Genomic DNA, 19,741 nt, shown 5'->3' with positions numbered 1-19,741 from the left:
GCCCGCGCAACTTTTAAAACAAGGCTGCCCTGGGCTGGACGCCGTATCGCCCGACGCCTATAAGTCTGGTTCCGATTTCAATCGCTTGAACCTGGCTTCCATGCACGATCTCCGCTCCATCCGCGACAATCCCGCAGCCTTCGACGCCGGTCTGGCCCGACGCGGCCTGTCTGCGCAATCCGGCGACATTCTGGCCCTGGATCAGCGTCGCCGTGCGCTGCAGACCGAGTTCCAGGAGCTGCAGGCCCGTCGCAACGAGGCTTCCAAGCTGATCGGCGCCTATAAGAAGGAAGGCAAGGATGCCCAACCGCTTCTGGATGAAGTGGCGGCCCTGAAGGAGAAGATGCCCGCCCTGGAACAGCAGGAAAAGGAATTGGGCGTCGAACTGGATGGCATTCTGGCCAGCCTGCCCAACCTGCCGGCGGACGATGTGCCGGAAGGCAAGGATGAGCATGACAATGTGGAAATCCGCCGCGTCGGCACGCCCGTAGAAATCGCGGGCGCCAAGCAGCATTTTGAGCTGGGCGAAGCGCTGGGGCTGATGAGCTTCGATGCCGCGGCCAAGCTGTCCGGTGCGCGCTTCACGGTGCTGCGCGGCAAGCTGGCCCGGCTGGAACGCGCGCTCGGCGATTTCATGCTGGATATCCAGACCAATGAGTTCGGCTTTGAGGAAGTGTCCCCGCCGCTCTTGGTGAAGGATGATGCCGCCTTCGGTACGGCCCAGTTGCCGAAATTCACCGAAGACCTGTTCCAGACCACCAATGGCTTCTGGCTGATCCCCACGGCAGAGGTGCCGCTGACCAATCTGGTCAATGATGCGATCCTGGATTCCGATGAATTGCCGCTGCGCTTCACCGCCCGCACGCCCTGTTTCCGGTCTGAAGCCGGGTCGGCGGGGCGCGACACGCGCGGCATGATCCGCCAGCACCAGTTCTACAAGGTGGAAATGGTCTCCATCACCCGGCCCGACCAGTCGCAAGCCGAGCATGAACGGATGACGGACGCCGCCGAAACTGTGCTGAAGCGTCTGGGCCTGCCGTTCCGCACCGTCAAGCTCTGCACCGGCGATATGGGTTTCTCTGCCCAGAAGACTTACGATATCGAGGTCTGGCTGCCTGGCCAGGGCATGTATCGTGAAATCTCAAGCTGCTCCAACTGCGGGGATTTCCAGGCCCGGCGCATGAAGGCCCGCTTCCGCGCCAAGGGGGAGAAGAACACCCAGTTCCTCCACACACTCAACGGGTCGGGGCTGGCTGTTGGCCGCTGCCTGATCGCGGTGCTGGAAAATTACCAGCAGCCCGACGGCTCCATCCTGGTTCCCGAGGCCTTGCGCCCCTATATGGGCGGGCTGGAGCGGATCACCGCCTGATGATGACGCCCGGTTTCGATTTTACCAATGCCCGTATCCTGGTCAGCAATGATGACGGCATTCATGCCGCAGGATTGGGCGTGCTGGAGACGATCGCCCGCTCCCTGACCGATGATGTGTGGGTGGTGGCGCCGGAGACAGAACAGTCCGGCGCCAGCCACAGCCTGACCATGCACAGGCCCCTGCGCCTGCGGGAAGTGGGGCCGAAGCGCTATACGGTGGACGGCACGCCCACCGATTGCGTGCTGCTGGCCATCAACCATCTGATGCAGGACAAGAAGCCGACGCTGGTGCTGTCCGGCATCAACCATGGCAGCAATCTGGGTGAGGATGTCACCTATTCCGGCACGATTGCGTGCGCGATGGAAGCCACGCTTCTGGGCGTGCGCGCCATCGCCATGAGCCAGCGGACCGTTCCCGACAAGGCGCCCGACTGGTCGGTGGCAGAACGCTATGGCGCCGATGTCGTCCGCCGCATCATGGCGGTGGAATGGCCCCGCCATGTGTTGATGAATGTGAATTATCCGGCCGTGCCGCCCGATGATATCACCGGCATCCATGTCGTGCGTCATGGCAACCGCAAGATCGGGGATGAGCTGGATGAGCGGATCGACCCGCGCGGCCGGCGCTATTTCTGGATTGGCCTGGCACGGGGAGAGACGGAAGTGCCGGCGGATACCGATGTCCATATTGTCGCCCATGGCGGCATCGCGGTGACGCCGATCTATCTGGACCTCACCCATTACGGGTGCCTGGAGGCTTTGAAGGGGGCCTTCGCGTGACGCGGGCGGCCAGCAAGATCAGACTGCTGATGTTGCTGCGCCGCCAGGGGGTGACGGATGTGGAAGTGTTGCGGGCGATGGAAACAGTGCCGCGCGATGCTTTCGTTCCGGCCCCTTTCCGGGATCAGGCCTATGAGGACACGGCCCTGCCCATCGGCCATGGCCAGACCATCAGCCAGCCCCAGGTGGTAGGGTTGATGACCCAGGCACTGGAAGTGGGGCCGAAAGACAAGGTTCTGGAAATCGGCACCGGCAGCGGTTATCAGGCCATGGTGCTGGCCAAGCTGGGTCGCCGCGTCTATACGGTGGAGCGCCACCGCGCCCTGGCGCGGGAGGCCGAACAGAAGTTCGCCACTTTGCGTCAACATAATATCAGTGTTCGGGTTGCCGATGGCCTGCGGGGCTGGCCGGAGGCGGCACCTTTCGAACGAATCATGGTTACGGCCGGTGGCGTGGGGCAACCCCCGCCCGATCTGGTGGACCAATTGGCTGTGGGCGGTATCATGATCATGCCGCTGGGGCCGGGTCACCGGGAACTGAAGGTGGTGCGCATCCGCCGGACCGTGGATGGATTGGAGCGAGAAGAACTGTGGCCTGTCAGGTTCGTCCCCCTGTTGCCGGATATCGTCCCGTGAAAAGCCCTGCTCTTGCCCCGCTGGGGATGGCCGTGGCGGTCTCCCTGGTCTTTCTGGCGGGGTGTTCCACGGGCAGCGACCTGCCGGTCCGCCGTGCCGCGCCCGCCAACAGCATCTTTGTTTCACGCGGCGATACGGTTCAGACGCTGGCGCAGCAATATGGTGTGCCTGAGCGTGACCTGATCGCGCAGAACAATCTCGCCCCGCCTTATGTGCTACAGCCCGGCCAGCGCCTGAGCCTGCCCAAACCCCGGACCTATACAGTCCAGGCAGGCGATACCGTTTATGGCGTGGCGCGACGCTATAATATCGATATGGCGGAACTGGTCCGGCTGAACCAGATCCCGGCCCCTTATGTAATCCGGGTTGGGCAGGAGTTGCGCCTGCCAGGGGACAGCCGGGGCCCCGCCAATACGCAGGTGGCAACAGCTTCCCGTCCGGCACCAGCACCCGCCACCGCCCCCTCCTATCGGCCGATGGACCCGCCGCCGGCAGCCTCGCCCCGTCCGTCGGTGGAAGCAGCCCCCCTGGAGCCGCCACGTCCAGGGCCGGCCACGCCCGCCCCTGTTGCTGTGGCGCCCAGTGCGCCGGCCCGTCAGGGGATTGTGGCGGAAGCGCTGGCTCCGCCGTCATCAGGCAGCAATCCGCCTGCTCATCGGCCAGCCCCACTATCCCCGGCGCCCTCTGTTACCACGGCACCGACAGCTTCGACTCCCGTCAGCCCCGCGCCCCTCGCACCAGCGCCAGTGGCCCCGGCCCCGCAGTCAGCGCCCCCTGTCCAGCAACAGGTCGCCACTTCTATCCCCCCGGCGCCTTCAACACCGCCAGCCGCCGCTGCACCGCGCGATGGTGCCCGCTTCGTCTGGCCGGTGCGTGGCAAGATACTTTCCGGATTCGGTGATAAGCCGGGCGGACTGCGCAATGATGGCATCAATATAGAGGCCGCCCGTGGTACGGCTGTAACAGCGGCAGGTAACGGTACCGTTGCCTATGCGGGTAACCAACTGAAATCTTTTGGCAATCTTGTCCTTATCCGGCATGATGATGGATGGGTGACCGTTTACGCTCATCTGGATGAGATCAAAGTGCAACAGGGGCAGCAGATCGCGCGCGGCCAGACGGTCGGTACGGTCGGCCAGACCGGCAATGTCCGGGCGCCTCAGCTTCATTTTGCTGTCCGGAAGGGGGAGCAGGTGGTCAATCCATTGCAGCAGTTGGAAAAATAACCCGCACGCGGCAGTGCAAGACCGCGGCGTGATCCAGATCAGTGACGTGCCGTGACCGGCGTTTTATGTCGGCCACACGGATTTTACCCTTCACCGTTTGGAAAGTGCCGATGTCTTTAGTAACCGCTGATCACAGCGCTGATTTTCACTTTCCCGCCAGCCTGGAGATGCGCCATCGCACGGAACACGCGCGCGCAGTCGCCCGTGAAGCGCGCCATCATCATGTGGATGAAGCGGCGCGACTGGCCCTGTTGGACAAACTGCGGCACCAGCAATTAAGCGAATCTGATATCCGTCATCGTCTGGCCCGGATACGGGAGGTAGCGGAGAGCGGAGAGTACCAGCTTCTGCTCGAACGTTTCCCCAGCGACCTCTGCACGGATCGCGGCCGGGCCATCAATAATTTCGAGGATGGCTGGTATCAGACCCTGGTCGGCCCGCCGCGGCAGATTTATGCCTACTGGGAGGAAAATCTGGTCCGGCTAGGCTACGGCATCACGGCGTATATCGTCGATTTCCCGGAAGGAATACCAGGTGATGCAGGATTATTCCTGACATGGTGAACTCGAGAAAGGCGCCGCCAGCAGCTATCAGGCTGCTGGCACAGGGTGCTCCTTTTCACGGATAACATAGAGCACATTATATCCTGTGCTGATACCAGCAATGAAAAATAACATGCTCATAATTTTATAAGCAAGATAAGTGTCCAAGGTGAACATACTCACTATAAAAACAGAAATAAGGTGCCATCTGGCCGAAAATTTTCGCAGAGAAAATATTAATATAAGAAAAAATGCGATAAACCCTAAAGCGCCATTCTCTACGAAAAGTCTGACATTCCCGCTATCCATTGCTGTTCCGTATCGACCCGGACCGGTGCCGATAAGCCATGTCATGGGGCCACTATCATAAAAATATTTGATGGCTCCAATGACTTTCTCCAGCCGAAAAATTAGGCTAAGATCGCTTCCTTCGATAGCATTAAATATTTCTTCGGCATATTTGTACTTTGAGAAACTAGAGGCAGGCGGAATTGTCGCCCACATTTTCTCAATAACCGTAGTTAAGCTGGCCAGCGATATGTCGCCCATTCGGCTGAATAAATAAGATTCAGAGACCATGTCCATCAATGAATCGTAAATAACTGTCGTAATAATACCTATTAAGAATCCAATTATGACGATTACCAGTGGGTTTTTCTTAAAAAATCCTAAAATAAAAATACCGTAGAAAATCAGTAATGTTGCAGCGGGCGTACGTGAGCCAACAACGAGATGAAGGCCTAGAATGACAAGGCCGTAAATGCAGGCAACAGAGGGCTTGCAAAGTTTTCCAAACGCAAGAGAAATGAAGACGATATTTAATAAAAGGCCGATCTCCCAATTCCCTGAACCAATTCCTATGGGCGTTCCCATAGAGTAAGTCCCAAGGGCGAAAGCTCCCACAAATCCCATATATTGGAGAATAATCAATCCTGCGTTCAGGTATAAAAAAGCAAGAAGGACCTTCTTAAGGCTTACCCAGCGAGCTGCATGAATTCCTATGTAGAAAAATGCAAAATATTCGACCAGCCGAAGCGGATAAAGTGGATTTCCGCCGTAAATTATATTGCTGAGTAAGGCAAGAAACAGAAATAATAGGAGGGCTGCTTCAGCATATGAAAAAATAGCCCTGCGCAAGGCCATGTAGGAGCAGGCTAACAAACCTAATGTAATTGCCAATAAAAAGTCATCAATACGAACGCCAGCCGTTTCGCCGGAAACACCGAGAAGATTGATCTTTGGTAAAAATAAAAGAGGCACGCCAAGGCAGGTCATGAGCGCCCCCATGCGCCATGACGTGTATCCTGCGGCGCGTCCGCGATATAATCCTATTTCAGTCATGATTACCGACACGGCGTCCGAAAGGAGAGAGTAGGAAGGCCCAGATTATACCAACAGCAACACCCAGAATCAGTCCACCCAAGATCGCCAACATGAGCCGGGGCTTTGCTGGGCTTGAAGGAATGACTGGATTATCCAGAATAGTGGCTGAAAATGGAGGGGTCGCTTGGCTAAGCATCAGCATCACTTGCTGAGTGGACATAAGATTAATCAACGTCAATCGATTATTTACATCGCTGACATCAGGCAATGTATTTTCAAGATATTTAATGCGAGCAGTAGCAGTTTGTTTGACTTCATTTCTTAGTATAGTATCGGCGGCATGATGCATAGCCAGAAGTAATTTTGCCGCTATTTCAGGGTCATCAAATTCAAATGCCAAGTCTACTGTATTGTCGTTGATCTCTATAATGGTTAGCCGTTTTGATATTTCTTGACGCAAATCGTCCGAGGTGGGTGGGGTCCATTTTTTTGCGCCAATCATGCCTTTAATAAAGCCGCTGATTGATGCACGGAGGCCAGATGGTGGGTTCCACTTCTTTTGCTTTTCATCCCACAATTGAGGGAAGAATATCGTAAAAGCGGCGTGTTTATCAGCTAATTCCTGTGCGACAGCAGCAGTCGTGAGCATAACTTTAAATCGTTCGAAGTTACGCTGGCTACTGGATTGCATGCCTGTCAAGCGACCAAGAACCCCGCTACCAGCGCCGGCTTCCGACGTGGTGTCTTCCGTGGCTGTAACCGTCATCTTGACGCGATAAAGCGGTGTCGAGTTAACATAAAATATTAAACCGATAACAACTCCAAGGAACGCAAGAATGGCAATCCTTATCTTGTGCTTGCTTACAACTGACCACAGGTCCTGGAGCGACAAAGCACCATCATCCGCCGGACGGGAATCAGAATAAGGCTGTGAAGCGGTCATTTGCTATTCCTAGGCATTGCAGACAGGTAAAATAAGTCAAACTGATAACTCACCGTAAACGCCTGGCTTGATTTTACCGACGCCTGTATAATCTGTTATAGAGTCGATTTGCAATCTACTCCGTTAGAATCATTGTATGAGTCGGTAATCGTGTCTTGCAGGCAATTGCACGGTTCTTCGGAGTCACAGGGTTCCATCTCAAGGCATATCGGGTCGGAAGTTTAGGAAACATTGACCGATTGGGATAAATACCGATTGGGATAAAGGGTGCCAACGCTTTGCTAAACCGCTGCGTCGGCTTCCCGCGCCTCACGCAGCCCATCGCGGGCCAGTTGGTCTGCGCGTTCATTCTCCGGGTGGCCGGCATGGCCTTTCACCCAGTGGAATTCCACCTGATGACGGCTGACCAACTCATCCAGCCGGCGCCAGAGATCATCATTCTTCACCGGGTCTTTGCTGGCGGTGCGCCAGCCATTCTTCTTCCAGCCATGAATCCAGGTGGTTATCCCGTTTTTCACATATTGGCTGTCGGTATGGAGCCGGACGGGCAGGGGGCGTTTCAACGCTTCCAGGGCGCTGATCGCGGCCAGCAGTTCCATCCGGTTGTTGGTGGTGTGGAGTTCCCCGCCCTTGAATTCCTTTTCCACCCCGCGCCAGCGCAGGATGGCGCCCCATCCGCCCGGCCCCGGATTGCCGGAGCAGGCGCCATCGGTGAAAATATCGACGCTGTTATCGTCGCTGGCGCTATCGGTCATTGCTGTCAGAATCCGTAATCATTCACCGTGCGCACCTGCGCATGGAAGCGCAGCTTGTGCAGATATTCCAGCGGATCTTTGCGTTTCACCATCGCGCCTGGCGGCGTGTTCAACCAGTCGTAAAGCCGGGTCAGGAGGAACCGCATGGCGCTGCCACGCGCCAGCAGGGGCAATGCTTCCCGCTCCTGCGGGGTCAGCGGGCGGATCCGGTCATAATTGGCCAGCAGGGCCCGCGCCTTGGTGACATTGAAGGCGCCGTCCGCCTCAAAACACCAGGCGTTCAGGCAGATCGCCACGTCATAGGCCAGCAGGTCATTGCAGGCGAAATAGAAATCAATCAGGCCGGACAGTTTGTTATTCTGGAAAAACACATTATCCGGGAAGAGATCGGCATGGATGATGCCAGCCGGCAGGCCATCCTGCGGCCAGTGCTTTTCCAGATAGGCCAGTTCAGTCGCCAGCATATCGGCAAGGCCGGGCTTCACCTCATCCGCGCGGGCGCTGCTGGCTTCCAGCAGGGGCCGCCAGCCCTCGACAGACAGGGCGTTGCGCCGGGTCAGGGTGAAGCCGTCGCCAGCCATATGCAGCCGCGCCAGCCCCTCACCCAAGGCCGCACAATGGTCGGTCTGGATGCGCCGGGGCCACATGCCTTTCAGGAACGTGACCAGTACGGCGGGACGGCCGCACAGTTCCCGTAACGCCACGCCGTCGCGTCCGGCAACAGGCTGTGGGCAGGATAGGCCGCGCGCAGCCAGATGGTCCATCAGGCCGAGAAAAAACGGCAGATCAGCCGGATCGACCCGCTTCTCATAAAGGGTCAGGATATGCGGGCCCTGGTCAGTGACCAGCAGGAAGTTGGAGTTCTCCACCCCCTCCGCGATCCCCTTACAGGAAATCACGTCACCCAGATCATACTGGGTCACGAAGGCGCGGACATCCTCATCGGATACTTCGGTATAGACGGCCATGATGGGTCCTTGCGTAACCGGTTCCGGCACCCTGGTCAATCTTCCAGCGAAGGGAAAGGCCGGTGGATCGAGCGGGGCTTCAGGCAAGCTGTTGTTTGTCATTTTTCAAAATTGGCGAAATTGGCGATTTGATCGCCTAAATGACCAACATCCCGGCCCGCTCTTTGCGTTGCCTGATAGAGAACTGGCGGATTTCCGCCGTTTTATTAACTTGGCACGCCTGTTGCGTTTACTGGTGCATGGCCACACCGGCCGCCGCAAAACGCCCCGATGGAGCACTAAAATGAGCACCGCCACCTTCCTCCGCCGCAATCCCAGCAACGACACCACTGTCGAAGGCCTGATGGAGATGATCCCCGTCCTGAGCTGGGCTTTGTTGCTGGTGGCGGCGCTGGCCAGCGTCGTCTGACGCCGAACTTGTTAAGTCGCTGTTTTGCCTGGATATCGCGCAAGGAGTTTTGGACATGGGCCTGATCGACCGTATCGGTGATGTCATCAATGCCAATCTGTCCAGCCTGCTGGACCGGGCGGAAGACCCCGAACATACCTTGAACCAGGCCATCCGGGAGATGGAGGACACGCTGTCCGACCTGCGTTGCGCCACCGTCCGGATGATCGCTGAACGTAAGGAACTGTCCGCCAACTGGCGGGAGGCCGAGTTCGAGATGCTGGACTGGGAGCGCAAAGCTGAAACGGCCCTGACCCATGGGCGCGAAGATCTGGCCCGCGCCGCGCTGGCCGCCAGGGAACAGATCCGCCGCGCCGCAGAGCCCACCAATCGTGAGGTTGAGGCGCTGGATAAGGCGATCAGCAGCATGAAGGCTGATGCGCATAGTCTGGAGGAGAAGCTGGCCGAGGCCCATGCCCGCCGCCGTGTTCTGGCTTCCCGCTACCGGGGTGCGGTGGATCGGCTGAAGGCGCGCAGCGCGCTTTACGACGGCCGGCTGGACGAGGCCCTGGCCCGCTGTGATGAGGTTGACCGCACGATCGACAAGGTGGAAGCGGCCGGTGATGCCCTGACCATGGGGCGCCCCCGCACCTTGTCGGAGGAAATCGCCGCGCTGGAGAATGACGGGAAGGTCAATGACGAGCTGGAGGCGCTGAAGCGCCGGATGGCCGACCGTTCCCGGCCGGACTGAACCGCCCTGGCGCCGGACAGGCGACCGAAGCTATGACCCTGTGATAAGGAGACAAGAGAGATGAGCCGCTTCGACCGCTTCGCCCACAATGTGCGTAGCCACAAGCTCTATAAGGACAGCATCAACGGCATGGTCTGTGGCGTGTGCGCCGGCTTTGCCGAATGGGTCGGGATCAAGACCTGGGTTGCCCGCATGATTGCGGTGCTGGGCCTGATCTTCCTGACCGGCCCGACCCTGATCGCCTACTTCATCGCCGCCATGGTGCTGTCGCGTCGTCCGGTGGCCCGCTATGACCGCTATCAGCGCGCTTTCGGCCCGGATTATGAGCCGTATCGCCGGTAATCTTCCCTAAAAGGAACGGGGCCTCCTGGTGGGGGGCCCCGTATCCCTATTTATAAGGGGTGTCGGATCAGAATGACCGATACCCCTTGCGGCATTGGCGGTCTTTTACCCCAGCCATCCTGTCAGATCGGTCAGCGCACGACGGCTGTAGGCCAGCTTGCGGTCCTTGCCGTGCAGTTCCTTGCCATTGGGCTGGCGCTCTGTTACCGGCGGGAACAGGCCGAAATTCACATTCATCGGCTGGAAAGTCTCCGCCTCCGCGCCTCCGGTAATGTGGGCAAGCAAGGCACCCAGCGCCGTGGTCCGTGGCGGGGTGGAGGGCGTGGCGCCTGTGCGGTCGGCAACGGCGAAGCGGCCGGCCAGCAGACCCACGGCTGCACTCTCCACATAGCCCTCGCAGCCCGTGATCTGACCGGCAAAACGCAGGCGCGGCATGGATTTCAGGCGCAGCGCCCCATCCAGCAGACGCGGAGAATTGATAAAGGTATTGCGGTGCAGCCCGCCCAGACGGGCAAATTCCGCATTCTCCAGGCCCGGGATCATGCGGAAGACCCGCACCTGTTCGGCATATTTCAGCTTAGTCTGGAACCCGACCAGATTATACAGCGTGCCCAGCGCATTATCCTGGCGCAACTGCACCACAGCATAGGGGCGCTTGCCCGTATGCGGGTTGGTCAGGCCCACCGGCTTCATCGGGCCATAGCGCAGCGTATCCACGCCGCGTTCGGCCATCACCTCGATCGGCAGGCAGCCCTCGAAATAGGGCGTGTTCTTTTCCCATTCCTTGAAGTCGCCCTTCTCGCCATCAATCAGGGCCTGGATGAAGGCTTCGTACTGCTCCTTGTCCATGGCGCAGTTGATATAATCCTTGCCCGTACCGCCCGGGCCGACCTTGTCATAGCGCGACTGGAACCAGGCCTTGGACAGGTCGATGCTGTCCGTATGCACGATGGGGGCGATGGCGTCGAAAAAGCTCAACTGCTCCTCGCCGGTAAAGGCGCGGATGGCTTCCGCCAGCTTCATGCTGGTCAGCGGGCCGGTGGCCACCACCACATTGTCCCATTCTTCCGGGGGCAGGCCGGCAACCTCGCCGCGCTCCAGCGTCACCAGGGGGTGAGTGGTCAGCTTTTCCGTCACCTTGGCGGCGAAATGATCGCGATCCACTGCAAGCGCGCCGCCGGCCGGCACCTTATGCTCGTCGGCGGCGGCCATGATCAGCGACCCGCAGCGGCGCATCTCCTCATGCAGCAGCCCGACGGCGTTATATTCCGCATCGTCAGACCGGAAGGAGTTGGAGCAGACCAGTTCGGCCAGATGCTCCGTCTGGTGCGCATCCGTTTTCACCACGGGGCGCATTTCGTGCAGGATCACGGGGATACCGGCTTGCGCGATCTGCCAGGCCGCCTCGCTGCCTGCCATACCGCCGCCGATCACATGGATGGGGCTGTGCTGTGTCATGGGTGCAGGGTTTGGCCCGCGGGTCGCCCGCCGTCAAGCGCCGCCTCTGCATAGCCCTGTGCCTTAAGGACAAAAAAAGCGGTAGTGCCTTGAAGCACCACCGCCTTGGGGGGTGTCACCCTGTCAAAGGGCCGGATGGGGGGAAGGGGGTTTCGGTGGTTCCTTTGGGCCCGGTGGCGTGGGGACGTCGGGTTCCTGCACATCCGGTGGCAATTCGCCCGGGTTGCTGGGGCCGGGAATCGGCTGTTCCGGCGGCGGTGGCATTTCCGTGTTGCCGGGGTCGGGCGTACCGGGAAGCGGGGGAACGATACCCATGATCTTTTTCCTCTGCGGTTCCGTGCTGTCTTTCTTTGAACGGGAAGGGAGGGCGGGCGTTCCGTCGGACAGACGGATTTCGGATGGCAATATCGCAACAGTTCCGATATGGGATGCATTCATCTTTCGGAATTTCGTGTTGATATGTTGCCAGCTAACCCCACTCACCAAACGTCCCTTGGCACCATCCGCCGCCATGTGAGCGATCTGGTCCGCCTCTCCATCCCTGTCATCATCGCCCGCACCGGCATCATCATGATGGCGCTGGTGGATACCATCATGGTCGGGCGTTTCGGGGCGCAGGAACTCGCCTATTACGGGCTGGGCAACACGCCGGTCAATGTGATGGTTGGCGTGCTGGTTGGGTTGATGCTGGGCGTCGTGGTGATGACGGCGCAGCAGGTGGGACGCGGCGCCACCGGGGAAACCGGCGGCATCTGGCGCCGTGCTTTGCCCTATGCCTTTCTGCTGGGAGCTGGCGTGGCGGTGCTATGCCTGCTGGGTGAACAGTTCCTGTTGTTGACGGGACAGGCGCCGGATCTGGCGGCGGGGGCGGGCAAGGTGATGATGATCATCGCCTTGGGTATGCCGGCGGCTGCCCTTCACTTTGCCACCACCCTTTATCTGGAAGGGTTGAAGCGGCCCATCCCCGGCATGGTCGCCATGATCATCGGCAATGTGCTGAATGTCGGGCTGAACTGGGTGTTCGTCTGGGGGCATTTCGGTTTGCCGCCGCTGGGGGCGGCGGGGGCAGCCTGTTCCACCACCATCCTGCGCTGGCTGGCAGCCATCGGGCTGATCTATTACGTCTGGAACCACCCTCTGCGAGACCAATGGGGTGTACGGGGTACCTTCAAGGGCTGGTGGTCTGGCACAGGGGGGCAGCGGCGCATCGGCTATGCCGGTGGCATGTCCAACATGGTGGAAGGCTCAGCCTTTGCGGCGCTGGGTCTGTTCGCTGGTTGGTTGGGCAGCGATGCCGTGGGGGCCTACACAATCGGGCTGAACCTGATTGCCTTGCCCTTTATGTGCGCCTTGGGGCTGGCTTCAGGCACGGCGGTACGGGTCGGCAACGCCTATGGTGCTGGTGACCGGCAGGAAATGGTGCTGGCCGGCTGGACCGGTCTGGGGGTTACCAGTTTCATCCTCTGCCTCGTCGGGGCCTTCTTCCTGGGGGCACCGACCTGGATTGCCAGCCAGTTCACCAATGATGCCGCCCTGGTGCTGGTGACAGCCCCGCTGATTGCTTTCAGCGCCTGGCTGCTGGTGGCCGATGGGGGACAGGTGGTGATGGCCCAGGCGCTGCGGGGGCGCAGCGATACCTGGATGCCGACCATCCTTCATGTCATCAGCTATTACCTGATCATGATTCCCCTGGGGTGGGCCTTGGCTGTGCCGCTGGGGCGGGGTGTGATGGGCCTGTTCGAGGCAATCTTCATCGCCAGCCTCTTCTCCGTCGCCGTTCTCAGCCTGCGTTTCTGGTGGCTTTCGCGCCGGGCTTGAGGGGGAGGTGGCCCTTTGATTGTTCGCATCCGCGAATGATGCTACAAGGGCTGCCTGCCGCCGGTTTGGCCGGCGGCTTCGTTTTCCGCCCCGTAATGACGAGTTCCGCTCGGTGACTTCTTCGCCCGCTCTGCCGTCCGATATCTCGCCCATCACCATCGAAGATGAGATGCGGCGTTCGTACCTCGATTACGCCATGAGCGTGATTGTCAGCCGTGCGCTGCCGGATGTTCGCGATGGGTTGAAACCGGTGCATCGCCGCATCCTTTACGCCATGAAGGAAGGCGGCTACGACAGCACCAAACCCTATAAGAAGTCGGCGCGTATCGTCGGTGACGTGATGGGTAAATACCATCCGCACGGCGACAGCGCGATTTATGACGCCATGGTCCGCATGGCGCAGGATTTTTCCATGCGCCTCCCCCTGGTCGATGGCCAGGGCAACTACGGTTCCATGGACGGCGACGCTGCGGCGGCCATGCGTTACACCGAGGCGCGTCTCGCCAAGGTGGCGGAATTCATGCTGGATGATATCGACAAGGAAACGGTCGATTTCCAGGCCAACTACGACGAATCACTGGAAGAGCCGACGGTTCTGCCAGCCAAGTTCCCCAATCTGCTGGTCAATGGCGCCGGTGGTATCGCGGTGGGCATGGCGACCAACATCCCCCCCCATAATCTGGGGGAGGTGATCGACGCCTGTATCGCCTATATCGAAAATCCCGACATCTCCATCGAAGAACTGATGGAGATTGTGCCCGGCCCGGATTTCCCGACCGGCGCGCTGATTCTCGGTCGGTCCGGCATCCGTTCCGCCTTCCATACCGGCCGTGGCAGCGTGATCATGCGCGCCCGGACGGAGGTGGAGGAGATCCGCAAGGATCGCTGGGCCATCGTCGCCACCGAGATTCCCTTCCAGGTCAATAAGGCCAAGCTGCTGGAACGCATTGCTGAATGCGTGAATGAAAAGCTGGTTGAGGGTATCAGCGACGTTCGCGACGAATCCGACCGCGACGGCGTGCGCGTGGTGGTGGAACTGAAGCGTGATGCCGTGCCTGACGTGGTGCTGGCGCAGCTTTACCGGCACACGGCGCTGCAGACCAGTTTCGGCGTCAATATGCTGGCGCTGAATGGCGGCCGACCGGAGTTGATGGACCTGCAGGCCATCATTGCCGCCTTTGTCCGTTTCCGCGAACAGGTCATCACCCGCCGGACCGAATTTGAACTGGGCAAGGCGCGTGAACGCGCCCATACCTTGGTCGGTCTGGCCGTGGCCGTCGCCAATATCGACGACATGATCGCCCTGATCCGCAACGCGCCCGATCCGCAGACGGCGCGTGAGCAGATGATGGCGCATGATTGGCCTGCCCATGACGTGGCACCGCTGATCGCCCTGATCGACGAGCCGGGCCGTGGCATTTCTGACGCTGGCACTTACAAGCTGTCGGAAATCCAGGCCCGCGCCATCCTGGACCTGCGCCTGCATCGCCTGACCGGGCTGGAACGCGACAAAATCGGCGAGGAACTGACCGGCGTTACCGATCAGATCAAGCATTTCCTGGCCGTCCTGTCCGACCGTTCGTTGCTGCTGGATATCCTGCGCAACGAGTTGGGGGAGATGAAGGCCCGCTTCGCCACACCGCGCCGCACGACGATCGAAGATTCGGAGTTCGAGAGCGATATCGAAGACCTGATCCAGCGCGAGGATATGGTCGTCATTGTTACCCAGGGCGGCTATATCAAGCGCGTGCCGGTATCAACATACCGTGCCCAGGCCCGTGGTGGCAAAGGCCGCTCCGGTATGAACTTGAAGGCGGAGGATACGGTCTCCGATCTGTTCGTCGCCAATACCCATACGCCCATGCTGTTCTTCACCAGCCGGGGCATTGTCCATAAGCTGAAAGTGTGGCGTCTGCCCCAGGGTACGCCACAGACCCGCGGCAAGGCCCTGGTCAACCTGCTGCCGCTGGAGGAGGGGGAGACCATCTCCACCGTCATGCCCATGCCGGAGGATGAGACGAGCTGGGATAGCCTGCAGATCGTCTTTGCCACCAGCCGGGGCGGCATCCGCCGTAACAAACTGTCCGACTTCCAGAATATCCGTGCCAATGGCCTGATCGCCATGAAGCTGGAGGAAGAGGGAGAGCGGCTGATCGCGGTCCGCACCTGCGGTGAAATGGACGATGTGCTGATCTCCACCCGTCTGGGACGCTGCATCCGCTTTGACGTGGCAGAAGTCCGCGTGTTCAGTGGTCGCACCTCTACCGGCGTGCGCGGCATTCGTCTGGCAGAGGGTGATGAAGTGATCGGCATGTCGATCCTGCATCATACCGACTATACGGCGGAGGAGCGGGATGCCTACCTGAAGCGGTCGCGTGAATTGCGTCGCCTGGAAGGGGAAGAAGGGGACGACAGCGCCGATGTCGAAACCGAATCCGCTGAAGGGGGAGAAGCCCTGTCGGATGAGAAATTCGCCGAGATGCAGGCGCGCGAGCAGTTCATCCTGATCGTTTCCGAACAAGGGTTCGGCAAGCGCAGCTCGGCTTATGAATACCGGCTGACCGGTCGCGGCGGCCAGGGCATCTGGAACATGGATATGGGCGACCGCAACAAGGCGATTGCTGCCGTGTTCCCCATCAATGATAGCGATCAGTTGATGATGGTCAGCGACTCCGGTCAGGTGATCCGCATGCCCGTGCATGATATTCGCCTGACCGGCCGTAAGAGCAAGGGGGTCACCCTGTTCCGTCTGAATGGAGAGGAACGGGTCGTCTCTGTTGCCCGTCTGGAAGATGACGGCACGGAGGAGCCGGAGAATGGCGACGATGTCGCTGTGCCGGAAACGGGTCAGGAGCCGTCATAAACGGTGTGAAACAAGCCGGCCCATCAAGGGCCGGCTTTTTATTCTGATATAAGCCGCGGCTGGAACCGCGGGGGGCCAAGGGAAGAGAGATCATGGCGGGATCGCGCATCGGTGTTTACCCGGGGACGTTCGACCCCATCACCAACGGCCATTTCGACATCATCCAGCGGGCGGCCCGGATGGTCGATCATCTGATCATCGGCGTGGCCAGCAATGCCGGCAAGGGGCCGCTCTATTCCGCCGCTGAACGGGTAGAACTGGTGTCAGGTGAACTGCAAAGCCTGATCAAGCAGGGGATCAGCGTCGAGGTGCGGTCCTTCGACCAGTTGCTGATGAATTTCGCCACGCAATGCGGGGCCAGCGTCATCATCCGGGGCCTGCGGGCCGTATCGGATTTCGAATATGAATTCCAGATGGCCGGGATGAATGCCCGGTTGAACCCGGCCGTGGACACAGTGTTCCTCATGGCGTCTGATCGCCACCAGTTCATCTCCTCCCGCTTCGTGAAAGAGATTGGCCGGTTGGGGGGCGATATCTCCCATTTCGTCAGCCCCCGCGTGGCGGCCAGCCTTGCGAATCGTTTTGCTGCCGAAAAAGCATAAGCTTTGTGAAGGGGTTGCGTGCGGGATGGTGCGTTTCCCGGAACGCAGGGCGGATTAGGCAATCTCATTATTGACGTGTCCCATCCTCCCGCCTATGGTGCGCGCCACTTCGCTGGTCGATCCCGTAGCTCAGTCGGTAGAGCACGTGACTTTTAATCATGGGGTCGTGGGTTCGAATCCCACCGGGATCACCATCGAACAGCAGCCGTAAAGACCTTGGATTTAAATCAGGTTTACGAAAACGGTGCTGTTGGCTTGAGAGAGCCGGTTAAATTTTCCAGATAGTCATTCTGATATTAATCCTTTCAGAAAATTCTGAATGGATTTCGATCTGCTGGATGCGGGTCCATATACACACATGGCGCAACCTAGACAGCAGATGGTATGTAATTCGGGTCGCTGAATAATTGCGAACCGTCTTTATATGCTGAAACTCGCCTTCCTGCTCATCGGCCCCGAGGCATTCCGGGCTCGATGGTATGTCCTGTCTTTGGTTGGGGTGGCCCTGATAGGGGTTGCGGGATTGGCCGTGCTGGACGCCATTTCCGGACCATCAGGCTTCACAGACCGTTTGACGGGCTTATTGGTCCTGTTCTACGGGCTGGTTTCCGTGGTTCCGATATTGGTAGCGGCTGACCGGGCAGAACGGCGGGTAAAGGTACTGCGTGCCAGCCTGGCGCTGTTCTCCGGTGGGGTGATGCTGTTCTCCCCATTCCATAGCGAATGGGTGCTGTCCTTGATCGTCGCCTTGGGTTTCGCGACTGATGGGGTAGTGCGCATCTTCATCGCGTCGATCTTCCGTTTTCCGCGATGGCGATATTCCGCTTCTTATGGCGCTGCGGAGTTGGTGGCCGCCTTGTGCTTGTTGCTGCAATGGCCGCTCTCTCATACAGGCAACATTACGCTGGGTATCGGCCTGTTTATCGGCTTGTCAGGCTGGATGATGCTGCGCATGGGGTTCATGCTGCGAAACCTGGAAGAAGAGGTGGCCATCCTGATGCTGCCGATCTTTGCAGGGCGCGGCTGGCATGATCATGCGCCGATCCTGATTGGGGCGGACCCGCCACGTAATATTGATGATCCGCCTTTGCTGCTGCATATCTGGACGCCGGTCGGGTCTGCCAATGTCACCTCCCGCCGGCTGGTGATCGACAGATATGTCGCGGCGGTGGATGCCAATGGCGCTATTTCCACAGGCCATGCTGCGTTGGAAATGGCCCCGGATCTCTATATCAGCCATTACCCGGCTGAGGAGATTGAACGATCCAGTGACGATTTCATCCAGGCGCTGAATGCCGATCCCCGCAATGATGTGAAGGGACGGTTCGTCCCATCCCTGGCGTTGGAGGTGGCGGATTGGTGCCCCCCGGATGTGCAGTTACGCATCCATCGCTACAACCCGCGCCGGCTGCGCGCCTTCTGGGCCGGTTATCGTCAGAGCGATACTTATAACGTGACCAACCGGAATTGCGCCGTGGTGGTGGCAGCAGGGCTGGAAGCGGCCCTGGAAGGGGCACTGGCTGGCCGTTACCCCTGGCTGCGTCTGCTGCGATTGCTGGCTGATCCGGATTTATGGCTGGCGGCCCTGGTCCGGGGGCGCGCGGAATCCATGACCTGGACGCCAGGCTTCATCCTGGATTATGCCCGCGTGCTGGGCCGCATTGTGGATCGCCGTGAAGCCCCCTGGGGCCGACGCCTGCGCGGTTTTTTGGCGGCGTTGCGCGCCAGGCGGGCGGCAAACCTGCCTTCGTCCCCTGATGATGACAGTAAGGTCCAGACATCATGACCCCAGCCCAACCCGCAACGCAAATGCCGCCCGGTCTTTTGTCGCGGGCGGCTGTCATTGTGGTGGCGATGATGTTCGGGCTGACCTACAGCCTGTCCGCCACCCTTATCGCGCTGGACCTGGCGCGGCGCGACCTGTCGGAAAGCCTGATCGGTGCCAACGCGGCCATGCACGCAATCGGGGTGCTGATCATGGCGTTTCTGCTGCCCCGGCTGGTATCGCGGGTTGGCATCCGTGTCATGGTCATTCTGGCCCTGCTATCGGCTTCCATCCTTTTAAGCCTGTTTCCGCTTCTGCCGCTGGTCTGGCTCTGGTTTCCGCTGCGCCTGTTGCTGGGGGCCGCATCGGAAGTGCTGTTCGTGCTGTCGGAAACCTGGACCAATAGCCTTAGCACCGAAGCCACCCGCGCCCGTGCCATGGCGGCCTATACGGCGGCCCTGTCGGTGGGGTTTGCTGCCGGCCCCGGCCTTTTATCGGTTATCGGCACCAGTGGCTTCCTGCCTTATCTGGCAGGCAGCATCATTGCCGGGGCGGCGGCACTGCTGATCGCCTCACCGCGCGTGGTGGCCCCTGTTTTCGACAAGCCTGCGCGGGAGACACCGCTTTACTTCATCCGCCTTGCCCCTGTTGCCATGGGGGCGGTGATGCTGAATGCGGCGATTGAGACTGCGGGTCTGTCTTTCCTGGCAATTTACGCCACCCAACTCGGCTGGATGGAGGCAGAAGCCACACAACTCATGTCCGTCATGATGGTGGGGGCCATCCTGCTTCAGCTTCCCATCGGCTGGCTGGGGGACAAGATGGACCGTGTGCTGCTGGTCCGCATCCTGGCGCTGATTGCGGCGGCTGGCGCGCTGGCCTGGCCCCTGGCACTGGGCCATGCGCTGGCGACCTATACGTTGCTGTTCCTGTGGGGCGGGGCCTTTGTCGGCATCTATACGATCATGCTGGCCATTGTTGGCAGCCGCTTCCAGGGGGCGATGCTGGTAGGCATTTATGCTGCCATGGGGCTGGTCTGGGGGATCGGTGCGCTGGCCGGGCCGGTCATGGCCGGTACGGCGATGGAATGGTACCGTCATGGTCTGGCCTTCTTCGCGGCGGGTGCCTGTCTGGCCTTTGCAGCCTCTACATTGATCGGGCGCGGGCGGGCCTGACTACCGTTTTATGGGGAACATTTAAGGGGCAAGAGG

Annotated in this window: 19 protein-coding genes and 1 tRNA gene; 14 read left to right on the top strand and 6 right to left on the bottom strand. The window is 59.7% G+C overall.

Translation table 11 applies throughout. From position 1 onward, the window contains the following. Window positions 1–100: 100 nt before the first annotated feature. The 5 genes from serS (at window position 101) to G473_RS29560 (ending at window position 4,575) form a co-directional block, all read left to right on the top strand. Entirely contained in the window at window positions 101–1,369 is a 1,269-nt protein-coding gene (gene serS / locus G473_RS0119115) for a serine--tRNA ligase (RefSeq protein WP_029014422.1), read from the top strand. Further along, the gene (gene surE, locus G473_RS0119110) at window positions 1,369–2,151 is read left to right on the top strand and encodes a 5'/3'-nucleotidase SurE (RefSeq protein ID WP_029014421.1); all 783 of its coding nucleotides are present in this window, start codon (window positions 1,369–1,371) and stop codon (window positions 2,149–2,151) included. Before serS ends, surE begins: the two co-directional genes overlap by 1 nt. Then, the gene (locus tag G473_RS0119105) at window positions 2,148–2,786 is read left to right on the top strand and encodes a protein-L-isoaspartate(D-aspartate) O-methyltransferase (RefSeq protein WP_029014420.1); all 639 of its coding nucleotides are present in this window, start codon (window positions 2,148–2,150) and stop codon (window positions 2,784–2,786) included. Before surE ends, G473_RS0119105 begins: the two co-directional genes overlap by 4 nt. After that, complete coding sequence (locus tag G473_RS27860) at window positions 2,783–4,012, top strand: LysM peptidoglycan-binding domain-containing M23 family metallopeptidase (protein WP_154667485.1); 1,230 nt, start codon at window positions 2,783–2,785, stop codon at window positions 4,010–4,012. The genes G473_RS0119105 and G473_RS27860 overlap by 4 nt, the downstream gene beginning before the upstream one ends. Before the next feature lie 65 nt (window positions 4,013–4,077). Further along, entirely contained in the window at window positions 4,078–4,575 is a 498-nt protein-coding gene (locus G473_RS29560) for a hypothetical protein (protein WP_154667484.1), read from the top strand. 27 nt (window positions 4,576–4,602) lie between these two features. On the opposite strand, the gene G473_RS0119090 is transcribed toward G473_RS29560, so the two are convergent. The 4 genes from G473_RS0119090 to G473_RS0119080 form a co-directional block, all read right to left on the bottom strand. Then, on the bottom strand, window positions 4,603–5,895 hold the full coding sequence (locus G473_RS0119090) for a hypothetical protein (protein ID WP_161631014.1): 1,293 nt from the start codon (window positions 5,893–5,895) through the stop codon (window positions 4,603–4,605). Continuing rightward, window positions 5,888–6,820 (bottom strand): YveK family protein, encoded by a 933-nt coding sequence (locus G473_RS30005; RefSeq protein WP_084438369.1) that lies wholly within the window; start codon window positions 6,818–6,820, stop codon window positions 5,888–5,890. Before G473_RS30005 ends, G473_RS0119090 begins: the two co-directional genes overlap by 8 nt. A 281-nt stretch (window positions 6,821–7,101) precedes the next feature. After that, complete coding sequence (gene rnhA / locus G473_RS0119085; protein ID WP_029014417.1) at window positions 7,102–7,575, bottom strand: ribonuclease HI; 474 nt, start codon at window positions 7,573–7,575, stop codon at window positions 7,102–7,104. Window positions 7,576–7,580: 5 nt separating this feature from the next. Then, window positions 7,581–8,543: a homoserine kinase gene (locus G473_RS0119080; RefSeq protein ID WP_035708343.1), complete on the bottom strand. Its 963-nt coding sequence runs from the start codon at window positions 8,541–8,543 to the stop codon at window positions 7,581–7,583. Between G473_RS0119080 and G473_RS30450 the strand changes: the two genes are divergently transcribed. From G473_RS30450 to G473_RS27850, 3 genes are read left to right on the top strand one after another with little or no spacing between them, the layout of a single operon-like run. Continuing rightward, the gene (locus tag G473_RS30450; RefSeq protein ID WP_154667482.1) at window positions 8,542–8,952 is read left to right on the top strand and encodes a hypothetical protein; all 411 of its coding nucleotides are present in this window, start codon (window positions 8,542–8,544) and stop codon (window positions 8,950–8,952) included. The genes G473_RS0119080 and G473_RS30450 overlap by 2 nt on opposite strands. Before the next feature lie 55 nt (window positions 8,953–9,007). Continuing rightward, window positions 9,008–9,682, top strand: coding sequence for a PspA/IM30 family protein (locus G473_RS0119070; protein WP_029014415.1), 675 nt, complete (start codon window positions 9,008–9,010; stop codon window positions 9,680–9,682). 60 nt (window positions 9,683–9,742) lie between these two features. Beyond that, window positions 9,743–10,024, top strand: coding sequence for a PspC domain-containing protein (locus tag G473_RS27850; RefSeq protein ID WP_051330484.1), 282 nt, complete (start codon window positions 9,743–9,745; stop codon window positions 10,022–10,024). 105 nt (window positions 10,025–10,129) lie between these two features. Here G473_RS27850 and trmFO read toward each other — a convergent pair whose 3' ends face one another. Continuing rightward, the gene (gene trmFO, locus G473_RS0119060; RefSeq protein WP_029014414.1) at window positions 10,130–11,482 is read right to left on the bottom strand and encodes a methylenetetrahydrofolate--tRNA-(uracil(54)-C(5))-methyltransferase (FADH(2)-oxidizing) TrmFO; all 1,353 of its coding nucleotides are present in this window, start codon (window positions 11,480–11,482) and stop codon (window positions 10,130–10,132) included. Between the two features lie 123 nt (window positions 11,483–11,605). Further along, window positions 11,606–11,797: a hypothetical protein gene (locus G473_RS30445; protein ID WP_154667481.1), complete on the bottom strand. Its 192-nt coding sequence runs from the start codon at window positions 11,795–11,797 to the stop codon at window positions 11,606–11,608. 144 nt (window positions 11,798–11,941) lie between these two features. On the opposite strand from G473_RS30445, the gene G473_RS0119055 reads away from it, so the two are divergent. The 6 genes from G473_RS0119055 to G473_RS0119030 all read left to right on the top strand — a co-directional run bounded on the left by G473_RS0119055 (window position 11,942) and on the right by G473_RS0119030 (window position 19,705). Next, window positions 11,942–13,300: an MATE family efflux transporter gene (locus G473_RS0119055; protein WP_029014413.1), complete on the top strand. Its 1,359-nt coding sequence runs from the start codon at window positions 11,942–11,944 to the stop codon at window positions 13,298–13,300. A gap of 112 nt (window positions 13,301–13,412) precedes the next feature. After that, entirely contained in the window at window positions 13,413–16,163 is a 2,751-nt protein-coding gene (gene gyrA, locus G473_RS0119050; RefSeq protein ID WP_035708608.1) for a DNA gyrase subunit A, read from the top strand. A gap of 92 nt (window positions 16,164–16,255) precedes the next feature. Beyond that, window positions 16,256–16,765: a pantetheine-phosphate adenylyltransferase gene (gene coaD, locus G473_RS0119045; RefSeq protein WP_029014411.1), complete on the top strand. Its 510-nt coding sequence runs from the start codon at window positions 16,256–16,258 to the stop codon at window positions 16,763–16,765. A gap of 118 nt (window positions 16,766–16,883) precedes the next feature. Further along, window positions 16,884–16,959: transfer RNA gene (locus tag G473_RS0119040), tRNA-Lys, on the top strand. A 377-nt stretch (window positions 16,960–17,336) separates the two neighbouring features. Further along, window positions 17,337–18,551, top strand: coding sequence for an HdeD family acid-resistance protein (locus G473_RS27845; RefSeq protein ID WP_210163368.1), 1,215 nt, complete (start codon window positions 17,337–17,339; stop codon window positions 18,549–18,551). Next, window positions 18,548–19,705 carry an MFS transporter gene (locus G473_RS0119030; protein WP_029014410.1) on the top strand — a complete coding sequence of 386 codons (1,158 nt, stop codon included), beginning with the start codon at window positions 18,548–18,550 and terminating at the stop codon, window positions 19,703–19,705. Before G473_RS27845 ends, G473_RS0119030 begins: the two co-directional genes overlap by 4 nt. Window positions 19,706–19,741 lie beyond the last annotated feature (36 nt).

Origin of the sequence: Niveispirillum irakense DSM 11586 (assembly GCF_000429645.1) — a bacterium.
Taxonomy (GTDB): Bacteria; Pseudomonadota; Alphaproteobacteria; order Azospirillales; family Azospirillaceae; genus Niveispirillum; species Niveispirillum irakense.
This window is presented reverse-complemented; position numbering and strand designations above follow the sequence as displayed.

Coding starts and splice junctions, on each gene's coding strand:
- serS (WP_029014422.1), top strand. CDS start 101: ATGCACGATCTCCGCTCCATCCGCGACAATCCCGCAGCCTTCGACGCC.
- surE (WP_029014421.1), top strand. CDS start 1,369: ATGATGACGCCCGGTTTCGATTTTACCAATGCCCGTATCCTGGTCAGC.
- G473_RS29560 (WP_154667484.1), top strand. CDS start 4,078: ATGTCGGCCACACGGATTTTACCCTTCACCGTTTGGAAAGTGCCGATG.
- G473_RS0119090 (WP_161631014.1), bottom strand. CDS start 5,895: ATGACTGAAATAGGATTATATCGCGGACGCGCCGCAGGATACACGTCA.
- G473_RS30005 (WP_084438369.1), bottom strand. CDS start 6,820: ATGACCGCTTCACAGCCTTATTCTGATTCCCGTCCGGCGGATGATGGT.
- rnhA (WP_029014417.1), bottom strand. CDS start 7,575: ATGACCGATAGCGCCAGCGACGATAACAGCGTCGATATTTTCACCGAT.
- G473_RS30450 (WP_154667482.1), top strand. CDS start 8,542: ATGATGGGTCCTTGCGTAACCGGTTCCGGCACCCTGGTCAATCTTCCA.
- G473_RS0119080 (WP_035708343.1), bottom strand. CDS start 8,543: ATGGCCGTCTATACCGAAGTATCCGATGAGGATGTCCGCGCCTTCGTG.
- G473_RS0119070 (WP_029014415.1), top strand. CDS start 9,008: ATGGGCCTGATCGACCGTATCGGTGATGTCATCAATGCCAATCTGTCC.
- G473_RS27850 (WP_051330484.1), top strand. CDS start 9,743: ATGAGCCGCTTCGACCGCTTCGCCCACAATGTGCGTAGCCACAAGCTC.
- trmFO (WP_029014414.1), bottom strand. CDS start 11,482: ATGACACAGCACAGCCCCATCCATGTGATCGGCGGCGGTATGGCAGGC.
- G473_RS30445 (WP_154667481.1), bottom strand. CDS start 11,797: ATGGGTATCGTTCCCCCGCTTCCCGGTACGCCCGACCCCGGCAACACG.
- G473_RS0119055 (WP_029014413.1), top strand. CDS start 11,942: ATGTTGCCAGCTAACCCCACTCACCAAACGTCCCTTGGCACCATCCGC.
- coaD (WP_029014411.1), top strand. CDS start 16,256: ATGGCGGGATCGCGCATCGGTGTTTACCCGGGGACGTTCGACCCCATC.
- G473_RS0119030 (WP_029014410.1), top strand. CDS start 18,548: ATGACCCCAGCCCAACCCGCAACGCAAATGCCGCCCGGTCTTTTGTCG.